The 18,161-nt window shown below is 55.1% G+C and carries 15 protein-coding genes, 1 tRNA gene and 1 riboswitch; of the genes, 11 read left to right on the forward strand and 5 right to left on the reverse strand.

Translation table 11 applies throughout. The annotated features are described in order from the left end of the window. Window positions 1-27: 27 nt before the first annotated feature. Window positions 28-801 (reverse strand): DeoR/GlpR family DNA-binding transcription regulator, encoded by a 774-nt coding sequence (locus tag AB8809_RS10250; RefSeq protein WP_015840617.1) that lies wholly within the window; start codon window positions 799-801, stop codon window positions 28-30. A gap of 79 nt (window positions 802-880) precedes the next feature. On the opposite strand from AB8809_RS10250, the gene AB8809_RS10255 reads away from it, so the two are divergent. Continuing rightward, window positions 881-2,146 (forward strand): metallophosphoesterase, encoded by a 1,266-nt coding sequence (locus tag AB8809_RS10255; protein ID WP_349856053.1) that lies wholly within the window; start codon window positions 881-883, stop codon window positions 2,144-2,146. A gap of 303 nt (window positions 2,147-2,449) precedes the next feature. Beyond that, entirely contained in the window at window positions 2,450-4,624 is a 2,175-nt protein-coding gene (gene katG / locus AB8809_RS10260) for a catalase/peroxidase HPI (RefSeq protein WP_015840615.1), read from the forward strand. 73 nt (window positions 4,625-4,697) lie between these two features. On the opposite strand, the gene AB8809_RS10265 is transcribed toward katG, so the two are convergent. Then, complete coding sequence (locus tag AB8809_RS10265) at window positions 4,698-4,961, reverse strand: DUF3861 domain-containing protein (RefSeq protein ID WP_181828748.1); 264 nt, start codon at window positions 4,959-4,961, stop codon at window positions 4,698-4,700. An 81-nt stretch (window positions 4,962-5,042) separates the two neighbouring features. Here AB8809_RS10265 and AB8809_RS10270 point away from each other — a divergent pair, with 81 nt between their 5' ends. The 8 genes from AB8809_RS10270 (at window position 5,043) to uca (ending at window position 13,752) form a co-directional block, all read left to right on the forward strand. After that, complete coding sequence (locus AB8809_RS10270) at window positions 5,043-5,456, forward strand: MarR family winged helix-turn-helix transcriptional regulator (protein ID WP_181848477.1); 414 nt, start codon at window positions 5,043-5,045, stop codon at window positions 5,454-5,456. A 194-nt stretch (window positions 5,457-5,650) separates the two neighbouring features. Continuing rightward, window positions 5,651-5,752: riboswitch (guanidine-I (ykkC/yxkD leader) on the forward strand. Window positions 5,753-5,811: 59 nt separating this feature from the next. Beyond that, the gene (locus tag AB8809_RS10275; RefSeq protein WP_015840612.1) at window positions 5,812-6,870 is read left to right on the forward strand and encodes a putative urea ABC transporter substrate-binding protein; all 1,059 of its coding nucleotides are present in this window, start codon (window positions 5,812-5,814) and stop codon (window positions 6,868-6,870) included. 23 nt (window positions 6,871-6,893) lie between these two features. After that, window positions 6,894-7,709 carry an ABC transporter permease gene (locus AB8809_RS10280; protein ID WP_015840611.1) on the forward strand — a complete coding sequence of 272 codons (816 nt, stop codon included), beginning with the start codon at window positions 6,894-6,896 and terminating at the stop codon, window positions 7,707-7,709. Further along, window positions 7,706-8,497, forward strand: coding sequence for an ABC transporter ATP-binding protein (locus tag AB8809_RS10285; protein ID WP_180778080.1), 792 nt, complete (start codon window positions 7,706-7,708; stop codon window positions 8,495-8,497). The genes AB8809_RS10280 and AB8809_RS10285 overlap by 4 nt, the downstream gene beginning before the upstream one ends. A 13-nt stretch (window positions 8,498-8,510) precedes the next feature. Continuing rightward, on the forward strand, window positions 8,511-9,257 hold the full coding sequence (locus AB8809_RS10290; RefSeq protein WP_349856265.1) for an urea amidolyase associated protein UAAP1: 747 nt from the start codon (window positions 8,511-8,513) through the stop codon (window positions 9,255-9,257). 11 nt (window positions 9,258-9,268) lie between these two features. After that, window positions 9,269-9,904, forward strand: a complete 636-nt coding sequence (locus tag AB8809_RS10295) for an urea amidolyase associated protein UAAP2 (protein ID WP_349856052.1) — start codon at window positions 9,269-9,271, stop codon at window positions 9,902-9,904. After that, entirely contained in the window at window positions 9,895-10,035 is a 141-nt protein-coding gene (locus AB8809_RS10300) for a hypothetical protein (protein WP_349856051.1), read from the forward strand. Before AB8809_RS10295 ends, AB8809_RS10300 begins: the two co-directional genes overlap by 10 nt. 111 nt (window positions 10,036-10,146) lie before the next feature. Next, complete coding sequence (uca, locus tag AB8809_RS10305) at window positions 10,147-13,752, forward strand: urea carboxylase (protein WP_349856050.1); 3,606 nt, start codon at window positions 10,147-10,149, stop codon at window positions 13,750-13,752. A gap of 695 nt (window positions 13,753-14,447) precedes the next feature. Here uca and AB8809_RS10310 read toward each other — a convergent pair. Next, a tRNA-Val gene (locus AB8809_RS10310) sits at window positions 14,448-14,524 on the reverse strand. 160 nt (window positions 14,525-14,684) lie between these two features. Beyond that, entirely contained in the window at window positions 14,685-16,058 is a 1,374-nt protein-coding gene (locus tag AB8809_RS10315; protein WP_349856049.1) for an MATE family efflux transporter, read from the reverse strand. Between the two features lie 248 nt (window positions 16,059-16,306). Between AB8809_RS10315 and AB8809_RS10320 the strand changes: the two genes are divergently transcribed. Further along, window positions 16,307-16,942: a riboflavin synthase gene (locus tag AB8809_RS10320; RefSeq protein ID WP_015840603.1), complete on the forward strand. Its 636-nt coding sequence runs from the start codon at window positions 16,307-16,309 to the stop codon at window positions 16,940-16,942. 61 nt (window positions 16,943-17,003) lie between these two features. Here the strand turns inward: AB8809_RS10320 and cfa are convergent, their stop codons facing one another. After that, window positions 17,004-18,155 (reverse strand): cyclopropane fatty acyl phospholipid synthase, encoded by a 1,152-nt coding sequence (cfa, locus tag AB8809_RS10325; RefSeq protein WP_336710215.1) that lies wholly within the window; start codon window positions 18,153-18,155, stop codon window positions 17,004-17,006. Window positions 18,156-18,161: the final 6 nt, after the last annotated feature.

Here is an 18,161-nt window from a genome sequence, read left to right on the forward strand (position 1 = left end):
CCGGCAGCCGTTGAGGCTACCGTCGTGTTATCTGGCAATAATCAGATCCAGGTTTTTTTCGCTTAATGCGTCCTGACAGGCAGGGGCGATTTCATCATCGGTCACCAGCGCGGTAATATCTTCACACCCAGCGACGCGATAGCGCGCCAAAGCGGAGATCTTATTAGCGGTCAGCGCGACGATCACTTCGCTGCTGCGGGTGACAAGGCACTTTTTGAATTCTGCATCGTCATATTCAAAAACGGTCAATCCTTCGTTGGCGTCAAAGGCACAGCCCCCCAGCAGGCATTGATCGAAATACATCTTCTCTAGCTGTCTGAGCGTATCGATACCAATTGCGCCGCCGACTTCTTTCTGGATCCGTCCGCCAAGAAAAATCACTTCTACATCCTGATGTTGCATCAGCTCTGTCGCGATAATGGGCGAATTACACACGGCGGTAAATTTCAGGCCCAGCGGAAGCTGCTTCGCCACTGCCAGATTGGTGGTGCCAGTGTCAAAGAAGACGCAACTGTTAGGTTTTATCAGCGGGATAACGGCCTGAGCGATACGATCTTTCTGGACGGCATCGATACTCGCTCGGCTGGCAAAATCGATGGCTTCTGGTGGCATGATGACCGCACCGCCGTAGACGCGCTTACAGGCACCGGATTGCGCCAGCTCCTTCAGGTCGCGACGTATGGTGTGCTCGGATACGTTCAATTCACGTGAGAGCTGCGTGCAGACGACTTTGCCTTCCTCGCTGAGGATTTGCCGGATTTTGGCTTGCCGCTGTTCGGGAAAGTCGGTGTAATCGAACATAAATGTCCTTTGTTAATCACTATCATGCATCACCTGCTGTCAGCGAGCAGGTGCCACTTTTGTCTGGGCTGTGTAACGCATGGAATCGCGCCATGTTAATCCGCCCCTTCCAGTAACACAACCTCTCTGCCGCGTTGCTCTGCAATGTGTGCGTCATAGTGTAAAATTTACGCGTTACTATACCGATATCACCGATAAAGAGAGAAAAACATCCGTGTTTCATATCATTACCGGGCTTATCGCCCTCTATGTTATCTGGCGTCTGGTCTGGCGCTTGCGTGTCAGTATATCCGTAAAACGCATACTGGCGGTGCTAGTGCTGCTGGCGTCACAGCATCATCTGATTACGCGCACGTTTTTTGGCACGATGGCGTCGCCGGAAGTGCCCGCGTTTGTCCTGATGCTTCTGGGCTGGGCGTTTGGCGCGCTGCTGATAGCCGCATTTCTGCTGTTGGCTATCGATCTTCTTGGCGTAGCGAGTCGTTTTTTATTTCGGCCAGCGGGGAATGTTCTGCTGAAAAATATGGCGCTGCGTGGTGGCATTGCCGTTGTGGCGATGGGGCTGGCGGCTATCGGCGTGTGGGAGGCGGTGCGTGTTCCTGAGGTTCGTACGGTAGAAGTTAAACTGAAGCAACTGCCACCCGAATTGGATGGTTTCCGGCTGGTGCAGCTAACCGATTTACATGCCAGTCGTCTGTTACAGCGCCCGTGGATAGCGACGGTGGTAGCCCAAACCAATGCGCTTAAGCCCGATCTGACGGTGATTACTGGCGATCTGGCCGATGGCACCGTGAGCGCTCGCCACGAGGATATGGAGCCGTTGCGTAACCTGACTGCGCCACACGGCGTGTTTGCCATCGTGGGCAACCATGAATATTACGTGGAATATACGCAATGGGTGCAGCGGCTGAACGCGCTGGGTTTGCGCCTGTTGCTCAATGAACATGTGTCGATCGGGCGCGATAATGCCACGTTTGTACTGGCGGGCATCACCGATCGTACTGCCGCCGATTTTCAACAGCCGCTGCCGGATACGGGCGCGGCGCTCAACGGAGTATCGCCAAATAGCGCCGTTGTTCTGCTTAGCCATCGGCCAACGGGGGCGAAAGAAAATGCGCGTGCCGGGGCGGATTTACAGCTCTCCGGCCATACGCACGGTGGTCAGGTGCTGGGCATGCACTGGGTGACACAGCTGGCGAATGAAGGCTATGTGTCTGGCAGCTATGACGTGGATGGCATGCATCTGTACGTGAGCAATGGTGCGGGGCTGTGGAATGGCTTTCCGATCCGCTTAGGGAAACGCGCCGAAATTACCCAGTTCATACTCCGTTCGTCTTCGCTGTAGGTTTTTTGGGAATAGCGTCAGCGGCTTCCTCAAAGAGACTGTCATAATGATAAGACGGCTCATTATCGCAAACTGTGCTATCGGCAAGATTATTGATGCAGATAGGAAAAATGTGCGATTGAGCCGCTTTTCATCAGCTTAAACTATCGCAGAAGTTAGCATATACAATTATAAATTATAGGGAGACTCTGGCACTGTCTTGCATCAAGAAGAGGGAATAGGTGAAGTCTCCGTAAGGTTATCGGAGGACGACCCACCTTCTTGCGCAGCGATTAAGGCAATGCAACATACTGGGAGATAATGATGGACGAGAATAAAACGAAACCAGCCGGCAAGTGTCCGGTTATGCACGGCGGAAATACGGCTACTGGCTCATCAAACACGGACTGGTGGCCAAATGCCCTCAATCTCGACATTCTTCATCAGCATGATACCAAGACCAACCCGTTAGGCAGCGATTTCAGCTACCGCGACGCTCTCAAAACCCTCGATGTCGATGCCCTCAAGAAAGACCTGCATGCACTGATGACCGACAGTCAGGAGTGGTGGCCGGCGGACTGGGGTCACTACGGCGGGCTGATGATTCGTATGGCCTGGCACTCGGCGGGGACTTACCGTACAGCCGACGGTCGCGGCGGTGGCGGAACGGGTAACCAGCGTTTTGCACCACTCAACTCCTGGCCGGATAACGTCAGCCTCGATAAAGCGCGTCGTTTACTGTGGCCAATCAAGAAAAAATACGGCAATAAACTCAGCTGGGCGGATCTGATTATTCTGGCAGGTAATATCGCGTACGAATCTATGGGTCTGAAAACATTCGGTTTCGCCTTTGGGCGTGAAGATATCTGGCACCCGGAAAAAGACATCTATTGGGGTTCCGAAAAAGAGTGGCTGGCGAAAAGCACCGGGCGCTACGGTAGCGACGATCGTACCACGCTGGAAAACCCGCTGGCTGCTGTACAGATGGGGCTGATTTACGTTAACCCGGAAGGCGTCGACGGCAATCCCGATCCGCTGCGTACCGCACAGGATATGCGCGTGACCTTCTCCCGCATGGCGATGAATGATGAAGAAACCGTTGCCCTGACGGCGGGTGGACACACGGTAGGCAAAACCCACGGTAATGGCGATGCCAGCCTGCTGGGTAAGGCGCCGGAAGGAACGGATGTGGGTGAACAGGGCCTGGGCTGGCATAATCCGACAGGTTCGGGCAAAGGGCGCTATACCGTCACCAGCGGGCTGGAAGGTGCCTGGACAACGCATCCGACGCAGTGGGATAACGGCTTCTTCCATATGCTGCTGAATCACGAGTGGGAACTGAAAAAGAGCCCGGCGGGAGCATGGCAATGGGAACCTGTCTTCATTAAAGAAGAAGACAAACCGGTGGACGTTGAAGATCCGTCTATTCGTTACAACCCGATGATGACCGATGCCGATATGGCGCTGAAAGTTGACCCAGAATATCGCAAGATTTCCGAGCGCTTCTATCAGGATCAGGCTTACTTCTCCGAAGTGTTTGCCCGCGCGTGGTTCAAACTGACGCACCGTGATATGGGGCCGAAAACGCGCTACCTCGGCCCGGATGTACCGCAGGAAGATTTACTGTGGCAGGATCCGGTTCCGGCAGGCCGTACCGACTATGATGTCGATGTTGTCAAAGCACGCATTGCAGAAAGTAGCCTGTCCATTAGTGAGCTGGTAGCCACCGCATGGGATAGCGCTCGCACGTTCCGTGGTTCTGATATGCGCGGCGGTGCCAACGGTGCGCGGATTCGTCTCGCCCCGCAGAAAGATTGGGTAGGGAACGAACCGGAGCGTCTGGCGCGAGTGCTGGTCGTACTGGAAAATATTGCGGCCGCAACCGGGGCCAGCGTGGCCGATACCATTGTGCTGGCAGGTAATGTCGGGATTGAGAAAGCGGCGAAGGCAGCGGGCGTGAATATCACCGTGCCATTTGCGCCGGGACGCGGCGACACCACCGATGCCCTGACCGATGTGGAGTCTTTCGACGTTCTTGAACCGATCCACGATGGCTACCGCAACTGGCTGAAGAAAGATTATGCCGTGAGCCCGGAAGAGCTGATGCTCGATCGCACTCAGCTGATGGGGTTAACGGCGAAAGAGATGACGGTGCTGGTTGGCGGGCTGCGTGTGTTGGGAACCAACTACGGCGGCACGAAGCACGGCGTATTTACCGATCGTGAAGGGGCGCTGACGAATGATTTCTTCGCCAACCTGACCGACATGAAATACACGTGGAAGCCATACCGTAAAGACCTGTATGAAATCCGCGATCGTAAAACGGGTGAAGTTAAATGGACGGCGACGCGTCTGGATCTGGTCTTTGGTTCCAACTCCATTCTGCGTTCTTACGCCGAGGTTTATGCACAGGACGACAACAAAGAGAAGTTTGTGAATGACTTTGTTGCTGCCTGGGTGAAAGTGATGAATGCGGATCGCTTCGATCTGGCAGAGTAACAAGAGGTAAGGCTCCCCGTACTGCTGTTCATGCTGCGCGGGGAGCTGCATTTTTACCGCGGCCCTTTGCGGCTCACTGCTTTTTGAGATTCAGCATAAATTCTTTGAACGGGGCGGCAAATTCCTTAAACAGCGGGTGTTTTCTTTGCTGCATCATGACTTCGCTGAAGAGTTTCAAACCGACGATAAAGGCCTGAGTCTGTTCTGGCGTCATGTCCATCTTGCCATCAACTTTTTCCAGTATCTTGAACAGGTCATCGTGAATCGAGTATTCAAACGACAGCGTGCGCTGCGGCTCTGCTTTTTCTTCCACCGTAATCTGATAGACGTTTCCCATCGTAGCCTCGGTAAATTGAACTCATGATAGATAGTTGATAAAATCAACTATATGATCATTGGTTGATTGAGTCAATAAAACATGATGAAAGCTCTTTTTGCCTTACTGGAAAGCTATAAGGCACAGATGCAGGAACAGATGAAAGCACACGACATTAGTCTGGATGTGGTGCATATCCGGCTATGTAAGATCATCGCGATGGAAGGGCGCATTACGCCTCAGTTGCTGGCGAAAACGGTGGGGCGAGATAAGGCGCAGATCACCCGCATGGTCGCGGAGCTGGTCAAACGCGATTATGTCCGCAAGATCGATAACCCGGATGATGGCCGCAGCGTGTGGCTCAGTCTGTCCGATAAGGGCGTCGCGTTTACGCAGGTTTTTCTGCATCAGGAAAAACAGATTGAGGCGCAGATGCTTCAGGTACTGTCACCTGAGGAACAGGCCACGTTCAGCGCGCTGCTGGAAAAAATAGCGGAGAACCGTTCTGCACGCTAAGCCCCATGCCCGCTAACCCTCACTGCACTGCCGTGAAGCGCACTCGCTGTGCTACTGCACCGAGATGGCGCGAGAGCGGCGCACTTCTCCCTATCATTCTCCCTATAAACCACCGCAGTACCGGAATTTTCGGTGCTGGCACGCATTTTGCTCTTATCTATTCGGGACAGCACCACATAGGGCGCTGAACAACCTGAATAGCTGGCTAGGGTTCCGATCCATGCAATATGGATGTCTGGTCCGAGAGCTGGCGACCTCCAGTTGAGGTTACACGGCGGGACAAAAGCCCGGGAGACAGCAACACCCATGGTGTCGCGCTGTTCCCGCTTTTTTCCTACTCAACCGGAGGTCTGGCATGAACCTATCTCGTTTACTGGGCGTTTGCGTCCTCAGTCTCTCAGCCTTGCTGAGCTTCCCTTCTCAGGCGGCGCCTAAAACGCAATTCAATGTGTGCTGGACTATCTACGCCGGATGGATGCCGTGGGGATTCATCGGCACGCAAGGTATTATTGATAAATGGGCCGACAAGTACGGCATCAAGATTAAGGTCACCCAGCTCAACGACTACGTCGAGTCGATCAACCAATACACCGCCGGACAATTTGACGGCTGTACGATGACCAACATGGATGCGCTGACTATTCCTGCCGCGGGCGGTGTGGATACCACGGCGCTGCTGCTCGGCAGTTTCTCCGCAGGCAACGACGGTATTGTGCTCAAAGGCAAAGGGAAAACGCTGAGCGATTTGCGTGGGATGAAGGTCAATCTGCCTGAACTCTCGGTCTCGCATTACCTGCTGGTGCGCGGTCTGGAAACCGCTGGCTTGAGAGAACGGGATGTCACGGTCGTCAACACGTCGGATGCCGATATTGTCGCCGCCTTCGCTACCCGCAGCGTGCAGGCGGCTGTCGCCTGGAACCCACAGCTTTCTGCAATCAAAAGCCAGCCGGACACCACGGAAGTCTTTCAGTCCGGTCAGATCCCCGGTGAGCTGATCGACATGATGGTCGTGAACACGCAGACGCTACAGGACAATCCGGCGTTGGGCAAAGCGCTGGCTGGTGCCTGGTTTGAAATGATGGCGCTAATGAAAGCGGGCGACAAACCGGCGCTGGAGTCAATGGCTGCTGCTTCCGGCACCGACTTGGCCGGCTATCAGGCCCAGTTAAAAACCACCCATCTGTTTTATTCCGCGCAGGACAATCTGGCGTTTCTGACCAGTTCGGATCTTCCTAACACCATGAAGCGCGTCGCGGATTTCTCCTTCGATAAAGGGCTGCTTGGCGCAGGCGCACAGAGTGCAGATTTTATCGGCATGACATTCCCCGGACAGGTCACACAGGGTGACCGTGCCAATGTGAAACTGCGCTTTGACGACACTTTCGTGCGTCTGGCCGCAGAGCACAAACTCTGATCCCACAGACTGGAGAAACTACCGTGCGCTTGATCAATCGCTCACCCAGCCGGGGCGGACGACTGTTGCTGGTTCTGCTGCCGTTTGTCGTGCTGCTGGTGCTGTACCTCGTTGGGTCGGCGCTGCGGCTGGAGGCTAACCCGAATGACAAACTCCTGCCGAGTCTCGGGCAAATGGCCGAGGCGATGCAGCGCATGGCATTGACCGAGGACAAACGCAGCGGTGACTACCTGTTCTGGCTGGATACGCAGGCCAGTCTGGTGCGCCTCGCGCTGGGGCTGGGGATCGCCAGCCTGTTGAGCCTGCTGTTCGGGATTGCGGCAGGGGCTTTCCCGCTCTTTCGCGCGTCGCTCTCGCCGTTGATGACCGTATTGTCGATGATCCCGCCGCTGGCGATTTTACCCATCCTTTTTATCGTCTTTGGCTTAGATGAACTTTCGAAAGTGATGCTGATCGTCATTGGCGTTACGCCGATGCTAGCGCGCGATCTCGAACAGCGCGCCCGCAACATACCGCAGGAAACGTTGATTAAAGCTCAGACATTAGGTGCGAACAGTTGGGTGGTGGTTCTGCGTGTCATTCTGCCGCAACTGCTGTCGCGGCTGCTGATTTCACTGCGGCTGTTGCTGGGCGCTGCGTGGCTATTCCTGATTTCTGCCGAAGCGATTTCAGCAACGGCCGGGCTGGGTTACCGCATCTTTCTGGTACGACGCTACATGGCGATGGATGTGATTCTGCCGTATGTCGTATGGATCACGCTGCTGGCATGGCTCATGGATATGGCGCTGCGCTGGCTGCATCGCCGCTGGTTCCCGTGGTCAGAGGAAAGCAAAGCATGAGTTTTATCGAAATCGATAACATTTGGCAGGAATACGGCGACCACGTGGTGCTGGAACGGCTTAACCTGAACGTTGAGGAAGGGGCGTTCTGCACGATGGTCGGGGCATCCGGCTGCGGTAAATCCACCTTTCTGCGCCTGCTACTGGGACAGGAAACGCCCAGCCGTGGCGAAGTTCGGCTTGAAGGGAAGCCGCTGCCCGCAGAACCGGATGCCAGCCGCGGCGTGGTGTTTCAGCGCTATTCGGTTTTCCCACATTTGACCGTGCTGGAAAACGTGGTGATAGGGTTGGAAATCCCGCGTTCCCCCTGGCTTGGCAGGTTATTCGGGCAACATAAGCAAGCGGCAAGAGATCGCGCCGCGCGGATGCTGGAGCGCGTCGGGCTTGGACACGCCATGCATAAATACCCCAACCAGCTTTCCGGCGGCATGCAGCAACGGCTTGCGATTGCACAGGCGTTTATTGTCCAGCCTCGCATCCTGCTGCTCGATGAGCCGTTTGGCGCGCTGGATCCCGGTATTCGCGGCGATATGCACACGCTGCTGTTGGAGCTGTGGCGGGAAACCCGCTTAACGGTTTTTATGGTCACCCACGATTTGCCGGAAGGTTTCCACCTCGGTACGCGTTTGCTGGTGTTCGACAAAGTCCGTGTCGATCCGCATGCGCCGGAAGCCTATGGCGCACGCATTACCTATGACATCCCGCTTAATCAGGAGCGTCTCGCTACGCGTCAGCGTGCGCTTACGCCAGTGCCTCCCGTGGTCAGTGCGGCGATATCCCCCCTTTAAGGAGCTTTCTGTGATGACAGAGATACAGACATCGACAAACACATCGACAGGCCGAACCCCATTTGATGAAGAAGTCATTCCGGGCGGAGGACATACCTCTTTCATTCTCAAGCGCGGACAGATTCTGCGCATCGAAGATGTTGAAGGCGGCGGCAATGTTGGCCTGCTGTTGTTCAATGCGCACCAGACCAGCGAACGCCTGAACCTACCGGATACCCTGAAAGGGCAACATACCGCCAGGCTGACGGTCGGGCACTGTCTCTATTCCGATATGGGGCGCGTGCTGGCGGCGATCGTTACCGATACGTGCGGCTGGCACGACAGCTTTGGCGGCGTGCTCAATGCGCAGGAAGTACAGGAGAAATACGGGCAAGGGCGTTATCAGGAACGGCGCAACGACTTTTTCCGTAACGGCATGGATAACCTGTTGGTCGAGATGGGGAAATGGAACCTCAATCTGCAAGATCTGCTGATGACGATCAACCTGTTCAGCAAAGTCACCGTGGATGAGCAAGGGCAATTTCATTTTCACGCCAATTATGCTCAGGCGGGGGACTACATCGAGCTGTATGCGCCGATGGATACGCTGGTGGTGCTGACCGCCTTGCAACACCCGATGGATCCTCATCCGACTTATGCGCCGCGCCCGATTGCGCTTACCTGGAGCCGAGCGGAAGGCGAAGATGTTGCCGCGTACTGCCGTGCGTTCCGTGAGGAAAATGCACGTGCGTTTCACAATACCGAACGCTTTTATCTGTAAGGAGGCCGGACATGACGTTAATTGCCAGCAATAAAACGCCTGAGGAGGCGGTATTCCGCCATGTGATTCCTGCCGGAGAACCCTATCTGTTTGAGGTGAAACAGGGACAGACGCTGCGACTGCTGGATTTGGAAGGCAATCAGGCGGTGGATACCTTGTTCTATCGCGTCGGTGACCCGCGCGAACGCTACGATCCACAACGTACGCTGCGACGCCAGAATAGCGTCTATCTGACGACGGGCAGCGTGCTGTATTCCAACCTTGGAAATCCGCTGCTGACGATTGTCGCCGACACCTGCGGCCGCCATGACACGCTGGGCGGTGCCTGTGCGCAGGAAAGCAATACCGTGCGCTATGCGCTCGACCGACGCTACATGCATAGCTGTCGCGACAATTTTCTCTGCGCCTGTCTGCACGATGGCCGCCTGAATAAAAAGGACATTGGCGCGAACATCAATTTCTTTATGAATGTGCCGGTGACGGCGGAAGGCGGGTTGACCTTTGAGGACGGCATTTCTGCACTGGGGAAATACGTGGAAATGCGCGCTGAAACGGATGTCATCGTGCTGATCTCCAACTGTCCGCAGTTGAATAACCCGTGCAACGGCTGGAACCCAACGCCAGCGGAGGTGCTGGTATGGAACTGACGACGGATCGCGGCGGTGAAAAACCTACGCGCTGGCAGCGAGTGAAAATGTGGCTGGTGAGCGCGCTGGAGGCAAGGGCAAACCGGTATTTTCTGCCGTCGACGAGCCGTTCTCAGTCTGACAAAACCTGATGATTTCGGTGTGGTAGCACGCCTCTACATCCTTTGACCGTTACCGTGATGGACGACCATCATGCGGATCGCATTCTGGCGGGACGACCTGCCCTTGCATGAGTCTAGCGTATGTTCGACAAACTTCTGATTGCCAACCGTGGTGCGATAGCGTGCCGTATTCTGCGTTCGCTGCGCGAGATGAACGTCCGTGGCGTCGCGGTCTATTCCGATGCCGATATCAGTAGCCTGCATATTCAGGACGCCGATGAAGCCATTAGCCTGGGCGAGGGCGCGGCGGCGCACACCTATCTGGATGTAGAAAAAATTCTCTCTGCGGCTCGGCATAGCGGCGCGCAGGCCATTCATCCCGGCTATGGTTTTCTGTCCGAGAATGCGGCGTTTGCCGAAGCCTGCGAAGCGGCGCAGATCGCCTTTGTCGGGCCGACGCCACAGCAACTGCGGGTATTCGGCTTAAAGCATACGGCGCGCGCGCTGGCGAAAAAACACAACGTGCCGCTGCTGGAAGGCACCGAGCTGCTGGAAAATATTGATGCGGCCCTCGGTGCGGCGGTAACGATCGGCTATCCGGTGATGCTTAAAAGCACGGCGGGCGGCGGCGGGATCGGAATGCGCATCTGCTATAGCGCCACGGAGTTGTCCGACGCGTTTGAAACGGTAAAACGTCTGGGGCAGAACAACTTCAGCGATGCAGGCGTATTCATCGAAAAGTATATCGAGCGCGCCCGGCATCTGGAGGTACAGATTTTTGGCGATGGTCAGGGCGACGTGCTGGCGTTGGGTGTTCGGGATTGTTCGGTACAGCGCCGTAACCAGAAAGTGATTGAAGAAACCCCCGCGCCCAACTTACCGGATGGGGTCGCCGATGCGCTGTGCGCGGCGGCAATCAGTCTGGCGCAGGCGGTGAATTACCGCAGTGCCGGAACGGTGGAATTCGTTTATGACAGCGCGACGGACCGTTTTTACTTTCTTGAAGTGAATACGCGTTTGCAAGTGGAACACGGCGTCACGGAACAGGTCTGGGGCGTGGATCTGGTGCGTTGGATGATCGAACTGGCTGCGGGGGATTTACCACCGCTGCGCGAGCTGGCCGTCGGACTAAATCCTCAGGGGCATGCGATTCAGGCGCGTCTGTACGCGGAAGATCCGGGCAAGCAGTTCCAGCCGTCGCCGGGGTTACTGACGGAAGTCGCGTTTCCCGCCGCAGAGGGGCATCGTCTGCGCATCGACACTTGGGTGACGGCCGGATGCGAGATCCCGCCGTTTTTCGACCCGATGCTGGCTAAGATTATCGCCTATGAGCCTACCCGCGAGCAGGCGATGGCTGGGCTGGATCGGGCGCTAGCGGATACGCGACTCTACGGCGTGGAACACAACCGTGACTATCTGCGTCAGATTCTGGCGGCAGAGCCATTTGCCTGCGGCCAACCGTGGACACGTTGTCTGGATGCGCTGGTCTATCAGGCGACAACCTGCGAAGTGGTGAGCGCGGGTACGCAGACCACCGTACAGGACTATCCCGGACGTCTCGGGTACTGGGCGGTCGGCGTGCCGCCATCGGGTCCAATGGACGATCGCGCGCTGCGTTTAGGCAACCGTCTGGTAGGGAATCCGGCGGGCACGGCCGCGCTGGAGATCACGATGAACGGGCCGACGTTGCGTTTTAATACGGATGCGGTGGCGGCGGTCACCGGTGCGGCTATCGCTATCGAATTAGACGGCAAACCTGTCCTGATGGATAGCGTCTTTGCGATACTGGCGGGCGCCACGCTGCGCTTAGGTGCGGCGAATGCGCAGGGAGTCCGCAGCTATCTTTGCCTGCGCGGTGGTCTCGACGTGCCGGATTATCTCGGCAGTAAAAGCACCTTCACACTGGGGCAATTTGGTGGTCACGCGGGTAGAGCGCTACGGGCGGGTGATGTATTGCACTTCGCGCCGCTCGCTGACCGACGTATCGGCGACAGCCTGCCGGACGCGTTGCGCACCACGTTGTCTACCGTACGTGAACTGCGCGTGATTTATGGCCCACATGCAGCACCGGATTATTTCACGCCTGCCTATATGGACACGTTTCTCACCACCGAATGGGAAGTGCATTTTAACTCCAGCCGCACGGGCGTGCGTCTGATTGGTCCGAAACCGGAGTGGGTGCGCGATAGCGGCGGTGAGGCGGGGCTACACCCGTCGAATATTCACGATAACCCTTATGCTATCGGCGCGGTGGATTTCACTGGCGATATGCCGGTGATTCTGGGGCCGGATGGTCCGAGTCTGGGAGGCTTCGTTTGCCCGGTGACGGTGATTGAGGCCGATCTGTGGGCGCTGGGGCAGCTCAACGCCGGTGACCGCGTACGCTTTATTCCTGTCGATCTCCCCACGGCGCGCGCGCTGGCGCTGGCACGTCAGGCGGAGGTGGAGCAGCTTGCTCCGATTGCGATCGACTGGTCGCCTGCCGCGCTGATTTCTCCGGTGGTGTTGGATATCGGTGACGCGGATAAACGACTGGTTGCACGACTGTCCGGCGATACCCATTTACTGCTGGAAGTGGGGGCGGCGGAACTGGATGTCGCGCTGCGTTTCCGCGTCCATGCGCTGATGCTGGCGCTGGAACAACTGACGCTCGATGGCATCGTTGACGTGACGCCGGGTATCCGCTCGTTGCAGGTACATTATCGCCCTGAGGCGCTTTCGCTGTTGCACCTGCTGGACGTGCTGTCCACGCTATGGCAGGAGGTTTGCACCCAGCAGAATCTGACCGTGCCGTCGCGGGTGGTTTATCTGCCGCTGTCCTGGGACGATCCCGCTTGCCAACTGGCGATCCAAAAATACATGACCACGGTACGCAACGATGCGCCCTGGTGCCCGAGCAATCTTGAATTTATCCGGCGTATTAACGAGTTGGATAACCTCGATGAGGTTTACCGCACGGTTTTTGACGCCAGCTATCTGGTGATGGGGCTGGGTGATGTTTATCTCGGTGCACCGGTGGCAACGCCTCTGGATCCGCGCCATCGCTTAGTCACTACCAAATATAATCCGGCGCGCACCTGGACGGCGGAAAACTCGGTGGGCATCGGTGGTGCGTACCTGTGCGTTTACGGCATGGAAGGGCCGGGAGGCTACCAGTTTGTCGGACGTACGCTGCAAATGTGGGATCGCTATCGCGGCGTTGACGCGTTTGACGGTAAACCGTGGCTGCTACGCTTCTTTGACCAAATTCGCTTCTATCCGGTGTCGGCCGACGAATTGTTATCTATCCGACGGGATTTCCCGCTGGGGCGCTATCCGTTGCGGATCGAGCAAAGCGAGCTGGCGTTAAGCGCCTATCAGGATTTTCTGTCACGGGAAGCGGAGGGCATCGAGGCATTCCGCGTGCGTCAGCGGGCAGCGTTTGAGGCGGAGCGCGAACGCTGGCGTATTGCCGGTCAATCGTTGACGGATAGTGTCGACATGGTGATTGAGGAGGCGGACGACGCGCCGCTCCAACCGGGACTGGTCGGCGTAGAAAGTTCGATTTCCGGCAATCTGTGGCAGGTGACGACGGAGGTTGGCAAAACGGTCGCGGAGGGAGAAACACTGATGATTCTCGAATCGATGAAAATGGAAATTCCGATTGTATCGCCGCAGCGCGGCATGGTGCAGGATATCCGCTGCCAGCCCGGTGCATCCGTGCGCGCCGGGCAGTGCGTGGTGGTGATCGAACCTCTAACGGAATAACGGCGGCGCTCTGTCGTATATCCCCTTCATACTTCAAGTGGCATGTGGAGTTGAGCCCTGTTTTTCCAGACGGTTAAGCAGGGTAGAAAGAGTGGCGGAACGTTTGCTTTTGCGCCAGAGTAATACTCTGGCGTGACACGACCTGTGATAAGTGTGGACACCATGCAAAGTCACATCGAGACGTTGCTGTTGTCAGAGCGAATAAAAGTGAGAGACATACACGTGCAGCCAGTCAGGGAGGAGCAAATATTTTTTGATGAGAAAGAGGCTAACGGCGAACGTTCCTATTGAAAAAATAATATGAAAGCCGATCCAAAAATTAAAACAAAATTCACCACGATGAAAGGTCACGTCTTTTCTATTAATTCTCTCAACCAATACGCCTGACTTTAATCCGTTATAGACGTGAAAAATTTCCCATATTCCACCGCCAATGAGAAGTAGCGGTATGTAATCACGTAACCAATCCATTGCAATCTACTCTTTCAATATCATTTTCGCGGAAGGATTCTATCATAACCGTCGAGGTGTCTATACAAACCTGTGGAAGTTCAGTGCGTTGCTTTTGAGTCAGATCAAATAGACGGAATGCAATTGGTATTACGGGAAGATAATTAATGCAGATTCAACAGAGGATTGAGCAGATTATTTTCAGTAGGAAATAGTGAACATGAAGTATTTTGAAATACAAGGAATGGTGCGTTCAATTGGACTCGAACCAACGACCCCCACCATGTCAAGGTGGTGCTCTAACCAACTGAGCTATGAACGCATTGAGATACCGGGCTGCCTGTCTGACAGCGAGGCGAATAGTAGCGAGCAAGGGGAAAGCTGGCAAGAGGAAAAATGCAATTTTGTGCTCTTGCCAGCGCGATTGCTGGGGTTGTATCCATTCCGTCGTTTTTTTCGACGTAAACTGGATGAAACGTTATCTAGCGGGCGGCGCGCGCTAAAATCCGTGCGGCAGGCTGGCGCTGGAGAAAACGAATCCGCGTCACCATCATCACTGCTGCTGCCGTCAGGCCAATGATGAAACCACACCAGAACCCCGCCGGTCCCATGCGTGGGACGATGATATCCGTCAACGCCAGCAGGTAGCCGCTCGGCAATCCCAGCACCCAGTACGCGGTGAACGTAATATAGAAAATCGACCGGGTATCTTTATAGCCGCGTAACACGCCACTGCCGATGGCCTGAACGGCATCGGAGATTTGATAAACGGCAGCCAGCAGCATGAGCTGAGAAGCCATCGCGACAACCAGCGGGTCCTGATTGTAGAGCAGGGCGATAGGTTCACGCAGTAGCGTGGTGAAAATGGCTGTACAGCTGGCTAACGCCACGCCGGCCATAATGCCAGTGTGCGCGGCAATGCGGGCGTTCTCAACTGAACCTTCGCCTAAGCGATGCCCGACGCGAATGGTAGTGGCAACGCCAACCGAGAGCGGAAGAACAAACATCAGCGAACTGAAGTTCAGGGCAATCTGGTGACCAGCCACATCGACGACGCCCAGCGGCAACACCAATAGTGCCACCACGGCAAACAACGTGACTTCAAAAAGCAGCGCCAACGCGATGGGTAAACCGAGGCCAAAGAGGCGTTTTAGCACGGCACCGTCCAGACGGAATGCAGGGCGATGCTGGCGGATATCGCGTAGCCAGGAGGCGTGCCGGGTATAGAACATCATCAACAGCATCATGATCCAGTAAACCGACGCGGTCGCGACGCCGCAGCCTACGCCGCCCAGTTCGGGCATACCAAATTTGCCGTGGATAAAGACATAGTTAATCGGAATGTTGATTAACAGCCCGATGAACCCAATCATCATGCCGGGGTAGGTTTTGGACAGCCCTTCGCACTGGCAGCGTAAAACCTGATAGAACAGATAGCCGGGTACGCCCCACAGTAGCGCATGCAGGTAACCGATAGCCTTCGCGGCCAGTTCTGGCGAATCGTCGCTCATCAGATTGATGGCATATTCCCCTTGATACAGCGCCAGCATGGTAAATATGGAAATAATGGCGGCCAGAAAAAAGGATTGTCGTACCTGATGCGAGATGCGATCGCGTCGACCGGAACCGTTGAGCTGTGCGACAACGGGCGTCAGCGCCAACAGCAGGCCATGGCCAAAAAGAATGGCGGGTAGCCAGATAGAGGTTCCCACGGCGACGGCGGCCATATCGGTGGCGCTATAAGCACCGGCCATGATGGTATCAACCACACCCATCGACGTTTGAGACACTTGCGCAATAATGACAGGAACAGCAAGCGCCGATAATTTACGCGCTTCTGTCAGATACTGTTGCACGGATACCTTCCTTGAATGACTTAATTTTGCTAGCGGGATGAATAATCTGGATATGAAAAACGTCAAGAATAAAACGAGATCGTTATTGTAACGACTTAATAAAAGTAAACCAGCTTGAAAGAGAATATATTCTTTTTGTTACGTTGCGGTTTCGATAGCGTCTGGCGTACCGTATTCCGGTTTGGTTTTCCGCGGAATATCGGGCACACTGCACAAAGTCATTTCTTTGTTTTTAAGAGGCAAACCGCATGTTTACCGGTATTGTTCAGGGCACCGCGCCGGTGGTGTCGATTGAAGAAAAATCCAACTTTCGCACGCACGTTGTCCAACTTCCCCCCGACCTACTGCCAGGGCTGGTGCCCGGCGCCTCGGTGGCGCACAACGGCTGCTGCCTGACGGTAACCGCCATTGACGGCGATCGTGTCAGTTTTGATCTCATGAAAGAAACGCTGCGATTAACGAATCTGGGCGATATTCATGAAGGCGATGTCGTGAATATTGAGCGCGCCGCAAAATTCGGTGACGAGATTGGTGGACACGTCATGTCGGGCCACATCATGTGTACGGCTGAAGTGGTGAAGATTCAGGTTTCAGAGAATAACCATCAGATTTGGTTCCGCCTGGCAGATGAAGCGCTGATGAAATACGTGCTGCATAAAGGCTTCGTCGGGATTGATGGCATCAGCCTGACGGTAGGGGAAGTCACCCGCGGGCGTTTCTGCGTGCATTTAATTCCTGAAACGCTGAACCGCACGACGCTGGGACAGAAACGTCTGGGGCATCGCATCAACATTGAAATCGATCCGCAGACACAGGCCGTAGTGGATACGGTTGAACGCGTGTTGGCCAGCAAGCAGGCGAGCGACCCCGCCAACGAAGCGTAATTTCTACGTTGCCTGTTTTTGTAAACCGGACGAACAACCTCGTCCGGTTTTCTCTTTCCTCTCAGCGTGAAACGCGTAATCCACCATCTATTCCATTGATACTGAATACGATCTGCCAGAGCTGAAGTTCTCTTGCTCTGAATTCCCCTGCACAAGCGTTCAAATAATAGCTGAACATTCGACGAAAGCGTTCAGTGTAGCGTGTGGCAAGTTGCGGCCAACATTGCTGAAAACGGGCTTGCCATGCCATTAATGTGCGATCGTAATCGGCACCGAAGTTGTGCCAGTCCTCCATCACCATGTAAGGCTCACTCGCCTGCGCAATGTGCTGTATGGAGGGAATGCAGGCGTTGGGGAAAATGTATTTATTCATCCAGGGGTCAATGTGTGGGGTGGTCTTATTGGCTCCGATGGTATGCAGCAGAAACAGTCCATCAGGCTTTAGATTACGCTTTGCCATGCGAAAGTAAGTGCCATAGTTACGCGGGCCGACGTGTTCAAACATGCCAACAGAAACAATCCGATCGAATTGCTGGTTCAGATCGCGGTAGTCTTGTAACGCAACGATGACGTCCAGATCCTGACAGCGCTGTTGTGCCAGTGCCTGCTGTTCTCTGGAAATGGTGATGCCGTAAACGGAAACACCGTAACGCCGCGCCGCGAACTCAGCAAGCCCGCCCCATCCGCAGCCGATATCCAGCAGCGTCATGCCGGATTTAAGCTGGAGTTTTTCACAAATCATGGTGAGTTTATCTTCCTGTGCCTGTTCCAGCGTTTGTGCCTGTTTCCAGTAGGCGCAGGAGTATTGCATGTAAGGATCCAGCATGAGGGTAAAAAGATCGTTCCCCAGGTCGTAGTGCACTTCACCGACCACTTGAGCGCGCCGACGGGATTGTAAATTCGTGACGCGAGAGAGGGCGACTCGCATGGCATCGTGCAGGCGGTGAGGTAAGGTTTTCCCTAGCCCTGCGCGCAGGACACGATGGAAAAACATATCCAGCCGTTCACACTCCCACCACCCATCCATATAGCTTTCACCTAATCCCAATGAACCTTCTCGCAAGACACGTTTAAAAATGCCGGGATTAATCACGCGGATGTCAAAAGGGCGGGTACCGTTGATTATGATATCCGCAGCGGCCAACTTATCCCGCATTATGCGGAACCAAGGCGTGGCATCGTGATCCCATTCTTCTGTATAAGGTGAACCCATCATGTC

Source organism: Pectobacterium aroidearum (assembly GCF_041228105.1).
GTDB lineage: Bacteria > Pseudomonadota > Gammaproteobacteria > Enterobacterales > Enterobacteriaceae > Pectobacterium > Pectobacterium aroidearum.

Bases quoted from the DNA above. Each gene is read 5' to 3' on its own strand.
- AB8809_RS10295 (WP_349856052.1), top strand. From the start codon at position 9,269: ATGACGTTAATTGCCAGCAATAAAACGCCTGAGGAGGCGGTATTCCGC.
- AB8809_RS10270 (WP_181848477.1), top strand. From the start codon at position 5,043: ATGATGAAAGCTCTTTTTGCCTTACTGGAAAGCTATAAGGCACAGATG.
- katG (WP_015840615.1), top strand. From the start codon at position 2,450: ATGGACGAGAATAAAACGAAACCAGCCGGCAAGTGTCCGGTTATGCAC.
- uca (WP_349856050.1), top strand. From the start codon at position 10,147: ATGTTCGACAAACTTCTGATTGCCAACCGTGGTGCGATAGCGTGCCGT.
- AB8809_RS10275 (WP_015840612.1), top strand. From the start codon at position 5,812: ATGAACCTATCTCGTTTACTGGGCGTTTGCGTCCTCAGTCTCTCAGCC.
- AB8809_RS10290 (WP_349856265.1), top strand. From the start codon at position 8,511: ATGACAGAGATACAGACATCGACAAACACATCGACAGGCCGAACCCCA.
- AB8809_RS10265 (WP_181828748.1), bottom strand. From the start codon at position 4,961: ATGGGAAACGTCTATCAGATTACGGTGGAAGAAAAAGCAGAGCCGCAG.
- AB8809_RS10255 (WP_349856053.1), top strand. From the start codon at position 881: ATGGAATCGCGCCATGTTAATCCGCCCCTTCCAGTAACACAACCTCTC.
- AB8809_RS10250 (WP_015840617.1), bottom strand. From the start codon at position 801: ATGTTCGATTACACCGACTTTCCCGAACAGCGGCAAGCCAAAATCCGG.
- cfa (WP_336710215.1), bottom strand. From the start codon at position 18,155: ATGGGTTCACCTTATACAGAAGAATGGGATCACGATGCCACGCCTTGG.
- AB8809_RS10320 (WP_015840603.1), top strand. From the start codon at position 16,307: ATGTTTACCGGTATTGTTCAGGGCACCGCGCCGGTGGTGTCGATTGAA.
- AB8809_RS10300 (WP_349856051.1), top strand. From the start codon at position 9,895: ATGGAACTGACGACGGATCGCGGCGGTGAAAAACCTACGCGCTGGCAG.
- AB8809_RS10285 (WP_180778080.1), top strand. From the start codon at position 7,706: ATGAGTTTTATCGAAATCGATAACATTTGGCAGGAATACGGCGACCAC.